This is a genomic window from Enterococcus sp. AZ140, assembly GCF_051714405.1.
Taxonomy (GTDB): Bacteria; Bacillota; Bacilli; order Lactobacillales; family Enterococcaceae; genus Enterococcus_B; species Enterococcus_B pernyi.
In genome coordinates this window covers 2759166-2774242 of the sequence record NZ_JBIORU010000001.1, presented here as the reverse complement: position 1 = coordinate 2774242, position 15077 = coordinate 2759166, and the positions used below count along the sequence as shown (strand labels likewise).

At 38.7% G+C, this 15077-nt stretch carries 13 protein-coding genes; 12 read left to right on the top strand and 1 reads right to left on the bottom strand.

Translation table 11 applies throughout. The features are described 5' to 3' along the window. The first annotated feature begins 123 nt into the window (after window positions 1-123). From IGJ39_RS12650 to IGJ39_RS12595, 12 genes are all read left to right on the top strand, one after another. A complete protein-coding gene (locus IGJ39_RS12650; protein ID WP_438764922.1) occupies window positions 124-3900 on the top strand; it encodes an Ig-like domain repeat protein in 3777 nt (1258 codons plus the stop codon). A 160-nt stretch (window positions 3901-4060) separates the two neighbouring features. After that, a complete protein-coding gene (locus IGJ39_RS12645; protein WP_438764920.1) occupies window positions 4061-4375 on the top strand; it encodes a PTS cellobiose transporter subunit IIB in 315 nt (104 codons plus the stop codon). 20 nt (window positions 4376-4395) lie between these two features. Beyond that, window positions 4396-6375 carry a BglG family transcription antiterminator gene (locus tag IGJ39_RS12640; RefSeq protein ID WP_438764918.1) on the top strand — a complete coding sequence of 660 codons (1980 nt, stop codon included), beginning with the start codon at window positions 4396-4398 and terminating at the stop codon, window positions 6373-6375. A gap of 12 nt (window positions 6376-6387) precedes the next feature. Then, complete coding sequence (locus tag IGJ39_RS12635) at window positions 6388-6708, top strand: PTS cellobiose transporter subunit IIA (RefSeq protein WP_104871412.1); 321 nt, start codon at window positions 6388-6390, stop codon at window positions 6706-6708. 21 nt (window positions 6709-6729) lie between these two features. Continuing rightward, window positions 6730-7248 (top strand): hypothetical protein, encoded by a 519-nt coding sequence (locus tag IGJ39_RS12630; protein ID WP_104871413.1) that lies wholly within the window; start codon window positions 6730-6732, stop codon window positions 7246-7248. Continuing rightward, complete coding sequence (celB, locus tag IGJ39_RS12625) at window positions 7249-8604, top strand: PTS cellobiose transporter subunit IIC (protein WP_086335574.1); 1356 nt, start codon at window positions 7249-7251, stop codon at window positions 8602-8604. It begins immediately after the preceding gene. Between the two features lie 488 nt (window positions 8605-9092). After that, window positions 9093-9872, top strand: a complete 780-nt coding sequence (locus IGJ39_RS12620) for a cyclase family protein (protein WP_438764916.1) — start codon at window positions 9093-9095, stop codon at window positions 9870-9872. Window positions 9873-10016: 144 nt separating this feature from the next. Next, the gene (locus tag IGJ39_RS12615; RefSeq protein WP_438764914.1) at window positions 10017-10910 is read left to right on the top strand and encodes a hypothetical protein; all 894 of its coding nucleotides are present in this window, start codon (window positions 10017-10019) and stop codon (window positions 10908-10910) included. Window positions 10911-11016: 106 nt separating this feature from the next. Next, window positions 11017-11325 (top strand): hypothetical protein, encoded by a 309-nt coding sequence (locus IGJ39_RS12610; RefSeq protein WP_019722559.1) that lies wholly within the window; start codon window positions 11017-11019, stop codon window positions 11323-11325. A gap of 4 nt (window positions 11326-11329) precedes the next feature. Continuing rightward, window positions 11330-11659: a hypothetical protein gene (locus IGJ39_RS12605; RefSeq protein ID WP_019722558.1), complete on the top strand. Its 330-nt coding sequence runs from the start codon at window positions 11330-11332 to the stop codon at window positions 11657-11659. Then, window positions 11629-12240 carry a hypothetical protein gene (locus IGJ39_RS12600; RefSeq protein WP_438764911.1) on the top strand — a complete coding sequence of 204 codons (612 nt, stop codon included), beginning with the start codon at window positions 11629-11631 and terminating at the stop codon, window positions 12238-12240. The genes IGJ39_RS12605 and IGJ39_RS12600 overlap by 31 nt, the downstream gene beginning before the upstream one ends. Window positions 12241-12365: 125 nt before the next feature. Further along, window positions 12366-13319, top strand: coding sequence for a hypothetical protein (locus tag IGJ39_RS12595; protein WP_195339523.1), 954 nt, complete (start codon window positions 12366-12368; stop codon window positions 13317-13319). Window positions 13320-13501: 182 nt separating this feature from the next. On the opposite strand, the gene IGJ39_RS12590 is transcribed toward IGJ39_RS12595, so the two are convergent. Next, window positions 13502-15004, bottom strand: a complete 1503-nt coding sequence (locus IGJ39_RS12590; RefSeq protein WP_438765047.1) for a UDP-N-acetylmuramoyl-L-alanyl-D-glutamate--L-lysine ligase — start codon at window positions 15002-15004, stop codon at window positions 13502-13504. Between the last annotated feature and the right edge of the window lie 73 nt (window positions 15005-15077).

The following is a 15077-nucleotide window of genomic DNA, read 5'->3' as shown; positions in this document are numbered from 1 at the left end:
ATTTTTGGGATCAAGCACATAGTTTTTGAATGCTTACATATAGTTATCAGTTGATCTCAAAGATCCGTATAATCAGTACTTTGAATAGGCACATTCTAAGAAAGAGAAAGGGGGACAGAATTTTTGAAAGCGAAAAAAATTCGGATGATCGCTACTTCATTCCTGTTATTCCAACACGCATTGTTACCATCGGCAGTATTTGCAATAGAAAATGAACCGATTGCTAGTACGGAAATCACGGAAGAACAGCCAGAAAGCCACTTATCTGAAGAAACACCAGAAGTTACTATAGAAGAACCAACAGTAGAAGAACCAACAGTAGAAGAACCAATAGTACAAGAAGAGGCCTCGGAGGAACCGATCCTCTCTGAGCAGCCAGCGATTGTAGAGGAAGCACAAGTGATCGAAGAAGAGCCAGTTGTCCCAGAAGAACCAACGACGGATATACCAGCTGAGGAAACAGTTTTACCACCACTTGATGAAAATTCGCTAGTGGCTAATTACTTAGCACGCTTGAATTTGACCACAGAAAATGTAAATCAATTAACGAATTATGGTAGGAGTTCCTATCTTGAAGGTGTATTACAAAAGGCAATCAACCGAACCATCAATTTAGCGAGTGCCGCAAACTCAACAGCCAGTTTCTCTGTCACTGTACCAACACATTCATTGGTAGAGCGTGTCAATGGAAATAACGGTTGGATTTCATCGATCGTTACGGACAGTGATGTCGGAATGCCAGACGAGTTTTACACACAGATGTATTATGGGAATCATTCGACGCATAGGAACACTTACACATTGACGAACATTTCTTCAAGTCATGCAGCTGTCAGTGTAGCTGCTACAGTGACAATCAATAACAATTTCACCGCTACTATTAACTTTACAGTAACAAGAGTGCAGGCGGGAAATGAAGCTGTAACGTTAGATATTCGTGGAAATGTTGGTTTAGGTACAACAGGTGTTGCGACGCTATATCCAGAGTATGCAACACCAAGAAAAGTGATGAATCTTAGTTATTCAAGTGAAACAATTGGACGATTGACGATCAATCCAACAGTGACATATGTAATTAAAAATCCTGTGACAATCGAAGCCCAACGTCCAGCTATTGTACCTACTGCTATAATACGTGATACTTGGTTTGATTCCGTACCTACGTATGCGCGTAATTATTATTACTATGTCTCTGGTACAATAAACAACAATATGTGGTATCCAGGTCGAACTGGTTCCTTAACAGTCAGTGTAGCTGATTCTTCCAATTCAATCGTCTATGAACGTTTTCCGACAAACTATGTCGTTGTAGACACTACACCACCAGAAGGGACGGCAGTCGGTGATTTTGTCACAGTCCAAGCCAATCGTCACCGAGATTTTACCCAAGAAGAGTTACGATTATTAGTCAATGGACTGAAAGATAACTGGTCAGAATTGGCTAACATCACACTAACTTTTGAGAGAAAATTAAATAATCTTAGTCCTGGTACAAGTTATCAAAATGTTTGGTTGAAAATGACAGATGAGTCGGGTAATGAACGTTCATTGCTGAATACGAAGTTGCGTATTACTGATACCATAGCGCCAACAGGGACAGTGAAATCAGAGACGATCGACCTCTCTGGGGTAACAACGGATATTCCTTCACGGACAGACCTTTTGGCATTTCTGAATAATGATCTGGATGACAACTGGACATTACCAGAAAACATCAAAATCGAACTCGTTGACAGTAATGGTTCAGTGATAAATTTACAAAATTTAGAGTCAGAGGATAACGTTTATACAGGCTATATTCGCTTAGAAGACGCACAAGGAAATCAATCAAACCTACAAGAAGTAAAATTCCAGGGAAGAGATGCGGAAGGTCCAACAGGAAATGTCACAACCTCTCCCGTAGATTTCCAAGCGCGAAGAAAGGATGAGTTGACGAGAGATGATCTTTTACGCTTCTTTACAGAAGATCCTCTAGACAACGTGACACCAAACGATCAGATTGATCTTTCCTTACGTAACAATGCTGGCGATGTTGTGAGTATTGTCAATGTCGCACCGTCGACGACTCTTTATGATGCGAAAGTTCGTTTACAAGATCAAGCGAACAACCAAACGGAATATTCAGTCAATTATCGGGTGGTGGATACGCAATCACCGACAGGAAGTGTCAAAGGAACTTGGACTGTTTTTGAGGCAAACCGCCATCGAGATTTTACCCAAGAAGAATTGCGACTACTAATAAATGATTTAGCGGACAACTGGTCAGAGTTAGAAAATATCCAGTTAAAAAATCATCGTCACCTATATGATTTGTATCCGAATAGTGGAAGCACTTACCATAAACTGGATCTCACGGCATCCGATGAATTTGGGAATGAACACATTTTTGACAATACCATGGCACGAGTAGTGGACACTACAGCACCAACTGCTAATTTCAAGGATGAAGTCATTGATTTTTCCACGCTTACATCGAACACGTTTTCTCGAACGGACTTGTTGCAGTTTTTCAACGGTGACCCCGACGATAACTGGAGCTTACCAGAAAACATCACCATTGAATTAGTCGATAGTGAAGGGAACGAATTTGAGTTAGACGACTTAGAATACAAAGAATATACTGGCTTTATTCGTTTGGAAGATGAGCAAGGAAATCAATCGGAGTTACAAGAAGTCAAATTTCTTGCGGGAGACAACGAAGGTCCAACAGGAAACGTCGTCACCCAACCTGTCGATTTCCAAGCACGAAGAAAAGAAGAATTGACGAAAGACGAGCTATTGCAGTTCTTTACTGAAGACCCATTGGACAATACGACACCAACCGATCAAATTGATCTTTCTTTGTGTAATGATAACGGAGATATCGTAAGTATTGTCAATGTTGCCCCATCGACAACCATTTATGATGCCAATGTTCGTCTAGAGGATATCCGCGGTAATTATACGGACTATGATGTGAAGTATCGCGTGGTCGATACACAAGCACCGACTGGTTCAATTAACCAAGAAATCACTATTTTCGAAGCCACTCGAACGCGTGATTTTACACAGGAAGAATTGCGTTCGTTACTCATTGACTTAGAAGATAATTGGACAGAACGAGAAAGTATCACGTTAAAAAATAATCTTCCGTTACACAGCTTACGACCGAATAGTTTAGGTGAATGGTATTTTCAAGTACATGTAGATGCGACCGATGAAGCTGGCAATACAATAAGAATTGAAGATACTAAGGTACGGATTGAAGATACCACGGCACCTGACGGAACATTAAAAAATCCATTAGTGTTCACGAAGGGACAAACAGCACCAGAGCCACGTGAATTTTTAGATGGTGATCCGACCGACAACTGGTCATTGTCACCAGATATTCAAGTCGAAGTTGCATATGAAAACAATGTGCAATTTGCCGATTTAGCGGTAGGCGATCATGGTGTAACGATCACCTTAACAGACCAAGCTGGCAACGCTCGGACATTGAACAGTCAAGTCACGATTCTAGAAGATACGTCTGAGTATATTGATGTGACGATTCCTGTGAACGTGTCCTTTGCAGAAAGTAAAGAAAGCAATGGTATCGTCTCACCCACTTATCAGATCCAAAACAATGCGGAACGTGCGGTCCAAGTGTCAGTAAGTTCGGTCGTTAGTCAATCAGATACCGAAAAACTAACAGAAATCGATCTAGGGGTGAAAAACAATCTGAATGACAATCAAGTCATGTTGATCTCATCAGGTCAAAACCTCAATAACCGCAGAGAACTAGGAACGATCGAAGGGCATAGTACTGCTTTCTCCTTCTCATTATTTGGCACAGTTGGTGAAAACTTTGACTTTGAAAGCTTAGATGATCCATTGAATCCAATCTACAGTATGCGTTTGAATTTTCATGCGCAGTAATTGATAAGAAGAAGTTGCACAGCCGTGTGACTTCTTTTTTTGTGCGTAATCTTATAACTATTTTCCTAAGCGATACGGAAAAATCTATTTTGAAAAGAAAGCGATTTCATTTTATAGTGAATGTAAGAAATCCAATTAAAAAATTAGAGGAGTGATCGTAATGAAAAAAGCATTGATTATTTGTGCCGCAGGAATGTCTTCTTCGATGATGGCATCAAAAACAACAGAATATTTTAAAGGAAAAGGGGAAGATGTATTTGTTGACGCGGTTTCTGCAACTGAAGGGGACAACCAAATCAAGACAAGTGATTTCGATTTGTTCTTGATCAGTCCTCAAACCACAATGTACTTGGATAAATTTGTTAAACTAGGAAAAACAGTAGGGAAACCGGTCGTAAGTATACCATTCCAAGCGTATGTTCCTATCCCTACAGGTATCCAAAAATTAGCGGAGCTGATTGAGGAAAATATATAGACGAATAGGGGAAGATAATAATGAAACAAACAGAAAAAGAGTTATTGCGGCAATTGATTGATCATCAAGGAGAATACCTCACGAGCCAGTACCTCGCTTCTGAATTATTATTATCTGACCGTACGATTCGAAACTATTTGAAAACATTGAATGAAGTAATCGAAAATAATGGCGGCAGACTCATTGCCAAGCAAGGTCAAGGGTATCAACTAGAGGTCGTCAATAAGCTTGCTTTTGCCCTGTTTTTAAAGCAACGGGAAGTCACTGTGGAATATGGTGATCAGGTGACTGAGTTTTATGGTTCAGAAGATCGAAAAAAGTATATTTTAAATAAACTACTTTTGGAAGATCGCGCAATCGTGATCGATGATTTGGCAGAAGAGTTATATATCAGCCGTTCGAGTTTAGTGAATGATATCCAAGAGATCAAAGAGAAGTTAGCCGATTATTCGTTGAAAGTTGTGTCGAAACATAAACAGGGGATGTGGATCGAGGGTCAAGAACAAGACAAGCGACATGTGATCATGGATACCTTTTTTGGAAATAAGTATACCAATTCTTTAAAAGAATACCTCGGTAACAGTCAATTCTTCAAGGAAATCAATTTCGAAGAATTAGTGATCATTATCTTGGACGAGATTCGTGAATCCAAATTGAGGGTTTCTGATTTTGTGATCCAAAATTTAGCGCTACATTTAGCATTGGCAATCAAGCGAATGCGAGCCGGTTTTGAGATCCAAGTGCCTGAGATCACTGGAGAAGAGATCCATGAGACCGAATATCAAGCAGCCAAGAATATAACCAGACGGATCGAGTCTATCATGAATGTTCGTTTCCCTAAAGATGAAATTGCTTATTTAGCCTTACATTTGATGGCTAAATCAAATCAAAGCCATAAAAGGGAGAATCAAGAGTTAGTGACAGAGCTAATGTCAGTTCTTAAAGAGCTTGCTCAGGTTCTTGGACAGTCGATCGTCGAAGATTATCAATTCAGGAATGGCTTACTCAATCATTTAGAACCCATGTTAGTTCGTTTAAAGAGAGGAATTGCTCTGGAAAATCCTTTAACAAAAGAGATCAAAAAAGAAGATCCACGAGCCTTTGAATTGACTAAACACTATTTTAGTCAGATGCCTTCTTTGAAAGATTATAAAATCAATGAGGATGAATGGGCGTATCTAGCACTTCACTTGATGGCAGCGATTGAAAAAAATAAGGTCGATTGTAAACTCCAGGCGTTGATCATCTGTGCGACTGGCTATGGAAGTGCACAATTGTTAAAAAATCGGGTGTTGAGTGAATTTGGGAAAAACATTGCAGTGAAACAAGTGAAAGGCTACTACGAAATCGATGAACAGGCGTTAGAGGATATTGATGTGATCATTTCTTCCATTGATTTGTCGACGATGTTTTTCAAAGTGCCTGTTCTTCATGTCAGTGTTTTCTTGAATGATCAGGATGTTCAAAAAATCCGTAAAGTGATCGAAGAACAACGTCCAATTTGCTTTGTGAAACCTCAAGAAGCGTTATCTCTTATGAAAGAAAAAGCAGACTTTTATGAAGAACAGATTTCTAGAAAATGGTTTAAGGTCTATCCTACAGCGCCAACAAAAGTGCAAGTTATCGCTGATTTGTTGGCACTTTTACAAGTAGATGAAACGGAGAATTATACGTCTGAGATGATTCACCAAATCGAACGTCGTGAGAAAATGGGGCAGATCATCTTCAGTGAACAAGTGGTCGTCCCACATCCAGCGATCCCAGTTGGAGCCACCGCTAAAATTGCAGTCGGCGTCATTCCTGATGGGATGAAATGGGACGAACAAGAGGCGATCAAATTTGTTTTTCTAGTCTCTCCTTCTTGTATCGAAAATGAAGGAATCACTGTTGTCACAAAGGCAATCGTGAAATTCATTGATCGATTAGACCTACAGCAGCTGATTTTAACTGAACCAACGTTTGAAAATTTTAATGAACAATTTATAAAAATGATTTACTAAGGAGGAGTCTTGATGACGGAAAAAATCACGAGTGAAGAGCTTCAAGTGACCGCTTTTGATATTATTTTTCACAGTGGCAATGCACGAACATTGATCCACGAGGCATTTGCTTTGTTACGAGCAGAAGATTTTACAGAAGCAGAAGAAAAGCTAGACGAAGCAAATCAGGAAATTTTAGAAGCCCATAAATCACAAACGCATTTATTGAAAGAGTATGCAAGTGGGCAAAAAATTGAAATGGAGATCATCATGGTCCATGCGCAAGATCATCTGATGACGACGATGACGTTATTGGAAGTCGCAAAAGAAATGAGTTATCTATATCAAAAATAAACAAGAACAGGGGGTGAAAAAATGAGTGAAGCTGAGAAAAAACAACGAGAATTAGAGAAAAAAGCATTTAGTTTGAAAGTCTTGTATTTTAATCGCTATCTGATCATTCGCTACTTAACGGCTGGTTTCTTTTTTACCAATCTTTATTGGCTGGTTTCCTTACTCCTTGCGAATAGCAAGATGTTTTGGGTGCCATTAGGGCTATTATTCTTTCTTTTACCAGTCGTCGCAGAACAAGTGGCACTCTATCGTACACATAAAAATAATGCAACGGTTACTCGAAATTATTTCCGCTTGCAAGCGGTAACCAATGTATTTCTCCTATTAGCAGTATTTTCACCAGGTTATTCTCAGTTGTTTCCTTTTATGGCGAATGGTTCAAATGGCCAAGCATTGATTCTGTTTGTGATTGCTAGTGGGCTACTGATCTGTCTGTTTTGTCAGCGACGTTTGAATAAAATCCATGCAAATACGGATCGTCATTATCAACGAATCAAAGAGTATGAACGTGTAGTACATTTTGGAAAGGGGAGTAAATAGATGTTTGATTTTCTACAGAAATATTTGATGGGACCGATGGGGAAAGTGGCACAATTCAAGATCGTACGCGCAGTAATGGCTGCTGGGATGGCGTCGATTCCCTTTACGATCGTAGGCTCGATGTTTTTAGTTTTGAATATTTTACCGTTACCATTTCCGTTTTTAGAAGGATTTTTCAATGCCACTTTCTTTAAAGTCAGCGACTTGTATATGATCGTCAACACAATGACGATGGGGATATTATCTGTTTATTTTGCTATTGTATTTGCTTATGAATTAACGTCGATCGAAAGAGATGAACAAGCACTGAACGTCAATCCGTTAACTGGCGCGCTATTATCTGTTTTTGCTTTCTTCATGTGTATTCCAGAGTTGATCATTTCAGATGGAAAAATCAGCTTGATCTCTAGTATGACCGATGCAGAAACCGTCGTTAGTGGTGTACGTATGGGCGCATTTGTCGAACGTCTAGGTACGTCAGGTATTTTTACCGCAATCATCATGTCTTACATTGCAGTTGAGTTGTATTGTATGTGTGTAAAACGCAACTGGGTCATCAAGATGCCAGATGTTGTACCACCTGGGGTTTCACGTTCCTTTACCGCATTGATTCCAACGTTTGTGATTGCCTTTGTGGTGATGCTTGTCAACGGCACATTAGTTGCGTTAGGAACAGATATTTTCAAAATGATCGCTATTCCTTTTGGCTTCGTAACAGAATTGACGAATACGTGGATAGGGATCATGATCATTTATTTCTTGATCCACGCGTTATGGATCGTAGGGATTCATGGGGCGAACATTATTACCTCATTCTTGACACCAATCGTTTTAGCGAACATGGCAGCAAATGCTCAAGGTGCAAATTATCCTTTAGCCGGCGAATTTAATAACTCTTATGTAACAGTTGGTGGTTCTGGAGCGACACTAGGATTGATTATCTTTATTGCATTCATGGCAAAATCCGATCAGTTAAAAGTATTAGGAAAAGCTTCATTAGTACCAGGTATTTTTAATATTAATGAACCGATCATTTTCGGGATGCCAATCGTTTATAATCCTTACTTGGCAGTACCGTTCTTCTTAGCACCAATGGCATCCGCATCATTAGCATACTTTGCCATCAAACTAGAAATCGTTCGACCAATGTTAGCTCAAATGCCGTGGCCTTCACCAGTGGGGATCGGCGCCTTTGTTGGTAGTGGAGGTGACTGGAAAGCCGCTGTCTTAGCCGTCTTATGTGCGATTCTCGGGTTTATCATCTGGTTGCCATTCATCAAGTTTTATGACAATAAACTATTGACTGAAGAACAAGAAAAAGCCGCAGAATTAGCAAGAGAAGGTTCAGTGGCATAGTGATTCAAAAGAAAACTCAGTTGCCATTCGTTAGAGATGGTAACTGAGTTTTTTAGTGAGTTGTTATGAAAAAAGGAAAGCCTATATATGTTGAATAATGAGAAAATTGGGGGAAGCTTGTAAAAATAACCTTGTATACAAAAAAATAGATATCTATTAGTCAATAGAACCTACGAAGTTACTTCTAGAGGGAGAACACTATCAAAGTAAGGCAAGGGAATATTAGAAAACAGTTGCTCCCCCTCTTAAAGCAAGCCGCGACATTTCAATTGCCAGGAGAGTCAAAAGTGCAACATTCTAAAAATAAGGGGAATAGCCTGGTTCATATATGGACAGTCATAAAAAGATGTAAAAATGGTCGATGGCAACTCAATGATGCTTGATATTTATATCAAATAACAGAAAAAAAAGGACAAATATGTGGGAAATCCTCCGTATACTAGACACAAGTATGAAATAAAGAGGTTTAGAAAAAGGAGGACAAGTAAATGAAATTGATTGATTTAAGTATCACGATTGAAAATGAAGTGCCAAGTGATCCGCAAGAAATGATTCCGGTGATCAACTATTTAGACCATGAGAAAAGCGTGCCGGATATGTTACGCTTTTTTGAAACGGCAAAAAAGGAAGACTTGCCTAATGGCTTAGCTTGGGCGATGGAAAGTGTCCAGCTCACTACGCATACAGGTACTCATATGGATGCACCTTACCATTATCATCCGACAATGGATAATGGACAGCCAGCTTGGACCATTGAAGAGGTGCCTCTTGACTGGTGTTATGGAGAAGGTGTCATGCTTGATTTTTCAGATAAACCAAATGGCTATCAGTTGACGGTCACTGACTTTCAACACGCCTTGAAAAATATCAACTATACACTCAAAGAAAAAGATATCGTGCTGATCCAGACAGGTGCTGCGCCGTTTTGGGGCACACCCAATTATTTGATCAGTGGGTGCGGTGTCGGACGAGAGGCAACGCTGTGGTTAATTGAGCAAGGGATACATGTAGTTGGTACCGACGCTTGGTCGTGGGATCGACCGTTGCCTTTTATCGCGGAAGAATTTAAAGAGACTCGAGACTCCTCGATTATTTGGGAAGGCCATTTTGCTGGGATCGAAAAGAAATACTGTCATATCGAAAAATTGACGAACTTAGATCAACTGCCACCGACTGGTTTCATGCTAAGCTGTTTCCCAACGAAAATCAAAAAAGCGAGTGCTGGTTGGACACGAGTAGTCGCAATCATGGAACAAGACCAACTTTGATTTGAAAAAGCTTGAACGGATTTAGACATCCAGCGCCTATCTATGGAAGAGGGCGTTGAATGTCCAAATCAGTAAATGGAAAAACTGCGAACAAGTTCAAGTAGAGGAAGCTGTGTCAAAGCAAGTTCATGGAGGGATAGATAAATGGATTCAGAAAAAGATATCTTGCTTTATGGCTTATATAAGAAACGTGAAACTTTTTTTGCCGATGTAAAGAATAATAAAGTTGATCTACAAGGCTATCCAACCTTATCTGGTGAATCAGAACATGCACATATCATTGATTATTATAATAACAGGCTACATATGGCGATAGTTGAACGAAAAAGATCAGGAAGGTTACGCACTTTTGAACAATGGCGTCTATTTATAGATCAATTACTTTTTGTGTTATTCCGATTTTGGAATGAATATCCGCTTTGGAAACAATACTTGCAGTGTATGAACTGGAATCCTAAGAACTGTTTGTGGGCAACGTTCAATTATCCGATCTTTCATGAGAATCTTCGACTAGAGGGCATCGTGTTATATTTTCAAAATGAAGCAGGCGAGACAATCAGTTGTAATGACCACATTACTAGAGGCTGTAAAAATGGCATCGATATGGCCATGTACTATCCCAACATTCTCATTTATTTCGTGTTGGATGGCATAAAAATGAAAGAAGTCATGCAAAAAAATCGCCAAAAAAAATATAAAAGTGAGTATACCTGTAAAGAATTACGCTATATTTTCCGACATTGGTATCAATTAAAGGATAAAGTTGTATTTTTCTTAAATCGAAAAATTGTAAAAGCGCCTTGGATTGAAGGAAATCACATTCGCCAATGGCAAAAGTATCACGAGCATCGAAAGAAAAAGGGAAAAAGAGAAATCGCTAAATCTGTGGACGATTTAACACATGATGCTTTACCAAAAGAGAAGAAGAAAAATGAATTAAAATCTTTCAAAGCACTACTTTTAGAAGTAAATGAGAAAGGAAAAATCCAGAAAAAAATGGAAAAATCGATCGGTAGACAGCGAGCGTTCACCTTGTGATGTATTTAGATGATCGGTGCATATATTGGCTGTTACGGAAAAATATTTGGTCAGTGAAGGTGATCCGTAGAGTGATTAGGTGTCACTGGGGACAGGAGAGAAATGAATGATAACAAATGAATTAAAAATTATATTTTTGGGGAAGAACAGCGAGTATCAACGGCTATTTGAGTCCAATGAATCGGAACGATTCCAACCGGGTAAAGACTATCAAGTACAAATGTTTGACGCGTGCAATAATGAAATAGAGAAGTTGATCATTCAGTTTGTTAAGGAAAATAAACTACTAACATTACAAGACTGGGAGGATTTTTCTGATAATTTGCCTTTGTTACTATTTCCGCAAAATGAAAAAAAATTAGTTTATTTTTCTGAATATTATGAGTCCATGATTAAGTGTAAGAAAGTGGGATAGCGGAATGGATACAGACAAAATGTATATTTTATTATTTGGGATGGATGATCAACGAAAGCTATTTTACCAAGATGTCATTTCGAGAAAAGTGCAACTGAAAAGATTTGCTAGTCTGACAGAATCAAGTTCATCAGCATATGTCATTGATCGCTATAATAAAGGGTTACATGAATTGATCGTTAGTAAAGTGTCGGAAAAAAAGCTAGAGACCGTAGAAGAACTGCAAGAATTTGAGAAAGAGTGGCCTAGCTTATTATCAGAAGAGTATAAGCATCTACCCATTGGAAAAGATACTGGCTGTCTATGCAATGGAACCCTAAGAATCGCTTGTTGAATATACTTAAAAAAGTAGTAATTGAAAGAAGATTATTCGTGGAAAAGGGGGCACTCTACTATCGCAACAAGTATAAAGATAAAAAAAGTTTTAATAAGCATATCGAAAGATGGTGTAAAAACGGTATCGATATAGCCATCTACTGTCCTAATGTTAGGATATATTTTGTACTGGATAAACTGAATATGCACAATATCTCTAAAAAAAATTGTTATGGACATTACGAAAGTGATTATACGTGTAAAGAACTGCGTTATATTTTTCGGCACTGGGATGAGTTAAAAGAAAAAGTTGTTTTTTTTGAAAATAAAAAAATTGTGAAAGCACCTTGGATCAAAGGAAAGTATGTCAAGGAATGGCAGAAATATAGTGAAATACGAAAGCGGCGTTTCACATGGAATCTCAACAAGCAAGCGTGCAAGTCGATGGAAAATATCCAATCAAGTACATTCCTTACAAGAGAGAGGGCACAAGAACATAAAAACTTGCAATTGTTACTTAAAGAAGCAATAGGAAAGCAAAATAATATCTCAGAGCAAAAGAGACCATCTGCACGTAGGCAAAGGGCCCTGACGATATAGTTTTTGAAATACTATATTTTTTAGATACATAAGAAAGAGGAAATATCAATTCGAATATTCTTTCAATCAAAAAAGTCAGTGCTGAGTGGACACGAGATCGCTATTTTAAAAGAGGAGGAATGGTCATGCCATTAGATGGAGATAAAGTATTATTGATTGGTTTGGATGTTTCATGTGAACGACTATTTAAGGACTTAAATGAAGGGAAACATAGATTTGAAGGAGAATTAAAAGAAAAGGATCATCGAGCCTATATGGTTGATACTTATAATGATGAAGTGAAAAGAATCATTTATGATAAAGTCAGAAAGGATGAACTGGTAACAAGGAAACAATGGCAACAATTTGCTAATGGCGGTATAAATGATTATGTAAGATCAGACAACTTACCGTTGTGGAAAGAGTTTATGGCTGCATCTAAAGAAAACCCTAAGAATCAATGGACAAATAGTTTTTCCGGTGCAATCCAAGCTGGAAACATAGAAATAGAGGGCATACAACGGGACAAAAGTGGAAATAAAATTGGGACAGAAGGGACAGAGCTATACTACATAGACAAGCATGAAGATAGAGTATTCATCAAAGAATTAGATGAAAATGGAGGGAAAATCGGGATAGACATGCTAAAATGCTATCCCACTATAAAAGCGTATATCATCTTAGATGGTATACAGATGAAAGATATAGCAAATAGACGTGATTTTAGGGTGTATCCTACGGGGCAACTTCGTAAAATGTTGCGCTATGCTTATCGATCATGGCCGATCATAAAAGATCAGGTGACTTTCATGTCAAAAAGTCGGATTATACCACCACCTTGGCATGAAGGCGACTTTGTCAAAGATTGGCAAGTTTATATCGAAAATCGGGAAAATAAAGTTTCTAAAGGAATGGAGATATCTTCTTTCCTAGCGGGTATACACAGTCCTGAACAAAAGAAAATGTGTACAAATGGCACTCAGGTACTTCGTAAAATGACGATAGGACTTGCTAAACGAGCAGAGGAATTAAATGAGCAAAAGAAACGAGAGTCATCTCGAATAAAGATACAGCGAGCTTCAACTGAATCGGAAAGATAAAGCGTATATTGGATATTGCCTGAGATTTTTAGAAGATTATCTATGAGTTGATGTGGCAAGACAAAAAATCATTTCAAAGATATTGGAATAAACAGCTAAAAAAGCCAACTCATAAGGAGTTGCCTTTTTTTAGCTAGAGTTATCTGTCTAAGTTAAAGCGTGTTGTTCTTCTTTAGAAAGCTTCATTGTTCGATCAAGCGTTTTGCTATGTCATAGTCACCTTCATAAGGTTCATCGACGCCACCAACTTTTTGATATGCATCCACGCCTTTACCAGCAATCACAACGGAGTCTTCTGGTTGGCTTTCTGCTAACGCTAGTTGGATCGCAGTCGGACGATCCATTTCATAATGGACAGCAAGCTCTTTATTTGTGATTGATGCATGGATTTCTTCCGCAATTTTTTGCGGATCTTCAAAAGCAGGATCATCTGCGGTCAAGAAAACCACATCGGCTGTTTCTGACAAGACTTCCCCAAAATCCTTTCTACGGGAAATTGCTTTGTTTCCAGGACTTCCTAGGACGACGATCACACGACCATTGGGATGTTCACTCTTAGCAAATGCCAATAACGTTTTTAAACTTAAATAGTTATGGGCATAGTCAACATACACATGGGCACCGTTCTTATGAGTCAACTGATCCATTCGACCAGGTACTCGAGCTTCGCTTAGACCTTGTTGGGCATCTGAAATCGAAGCGCCCACTAATGTCGCTGCAATGATTGCACTAGTTGCATTTTCTTGATTGAAGCCACCAGCTAACTTGATTTCATATTCTGCTTCAACAGGCAATTCAGAACCATGTGTGATCAATTTGAATGCTTGTGTTTGATTTTCTAAACTTTTCACTTGAACGTCTGTTGTATCTGCTCGTCCGTAAGTGATGGCAGGAATACCATGGACTTGCCCCGTCTCCACTAATAAATCGAAGTAATCACTCTCACGGTTTAAAATCACTTTTTTTGAATTTAAGATCAACTGACGTTTGCAATAAAAGTAATCATCAAACGTCGGGTGTTCGATTGGACTGATATGATCGGGTGAAATATTTAAGAAAATCCCGACATCTAAAGTGAGTCCATAAACACGCTGCGTTTTGTACGCTTGGGAAGAAACCTCCATGACAAGATGTGTCATCCCGTTTTCTACTGCTTCAGCCATCATGCGATACAAGTCGAGTGATTCCGGTGTTGTCAGATTAGATTTGAAAAAAGACTTGCCGTCTAATGTGGTATTCATTGTTGAAAACAGGGCAGTTTTATAGTTAGTCGTATGGTCTAGAATGGCCTTGGTAAAGTATGCAGCGGTGGTTTTACCTTTAGTCCCAGTAAATCCGATGACTAGCATCTTGTTTTGTGGATAATCATAAAAAGCCATAGAAAGAATTGCCATTGCTTTGCGAATATCGGTCACGATTATGCCACAAGCTTCGTTCTCATAAGGTTCTTCAGCCACGTAGTAATTAAGTCCTTGAGCAATTGCGGCAGTTAAATACTCTTCTTTAAAATTTAATCCTTTACAAAAAAATAATGTCTCAGCATCGACCTGACGTGAGTCATAACTTAATTTCTTGAATACTCTATTTTCTGGAGCATACAGATGCCACCCCTGTGGTGATACAAATTCTTTTAACAGATTTTCTTTTAACAATAAGTTGCGGATATCTTCTAAGGAGAAGCTCATTGAATCATCCCTCACTTTGTATTTATTTGGTTTATTATAGCATATTTTTTGTTACGTATTTTCGTGAACAGAC

Coding starts and splice junctions, on each gene's coding strand:
- IGJ39_RS12640 (WP_438764918.1), top strand. CDS start 4,396: ATGAAACAAACAGAAAAAGAGTTATTGCGGCAATTGATTGATCATCAA.
- celB (WP_086335574.1), top strand. CDS start 7,249: ATGTTTGATTTTCTACAGAAATATTTGATGGGACCGATGGGGAAAGTG.
- IGJ39_RS12605 (WP_019722558.1), top strand. CDS start 11,330: ATGGATACAGACAAAATGTATATTTTATTATTTGGGATGGATGATCAA.
- IGJ39_RS12590 (WP_438765047.1), bottom strand. CDS start 15,004: ATGAGCTTCTCCTTAGAAGATATCCGCAACTTATTGTTAAAAGAAAAT.
- IGJ39_RS12645 (WP_438764920.1), top strand. CDS start 4,061: ATGAAAAAAGCATTGATTATTTGTGCCGCAGGAATGTCTTCTTCGATG.
- IGJ39_RS12635 (WP_104871412.1), top strand. CDS start 6,388: ATGACGGAAAAAATCACGAGTGAAGAGCTTCAAGTGACCGCTTTTGAT.
- IGJ39_RS12595 (WP_195339523.1), top strand. CDS start 12,366: ATGCCATTAGATGGAGATAAAGTATTATTGATTGGTTTGGATGTTTCA.
- IGJ39_RS12610 (WP_019722559.1), top strand. CDS start 11,017: ATGATAACAAATGAATTAAAAATTATATTTTTGGGGAAGAACAGCGAG.
- IGJ39_RS12630 (WP_104871413.1), top strand. CDS start 6,730: ATGAGTGAAGCTGAGAAAAAACAACGAGAATTAGAGAAAAAAGCATTT.
- IGJ39_RS12615 (WP_438764914.1), top strand. CDS start 10,017: ATGGATTCAGAAAAAGATATCTTGCTTTATGGCTTATATAAGAAACGT.
- IGJ39_RS12600 (WP_438764911.1), top strand. CDS start 11,629: ATGCAATGGAACCCTAAGAATCGCTTGTTGAATATACTTAAAAAAGTA.
- IGJ39_RS12620 (WP_438764916.1), top strand. CDS start 9,093: ATGAAATTGATTGATTTAAGTATCACGATTGAAAATGAAGTGCCAAGT.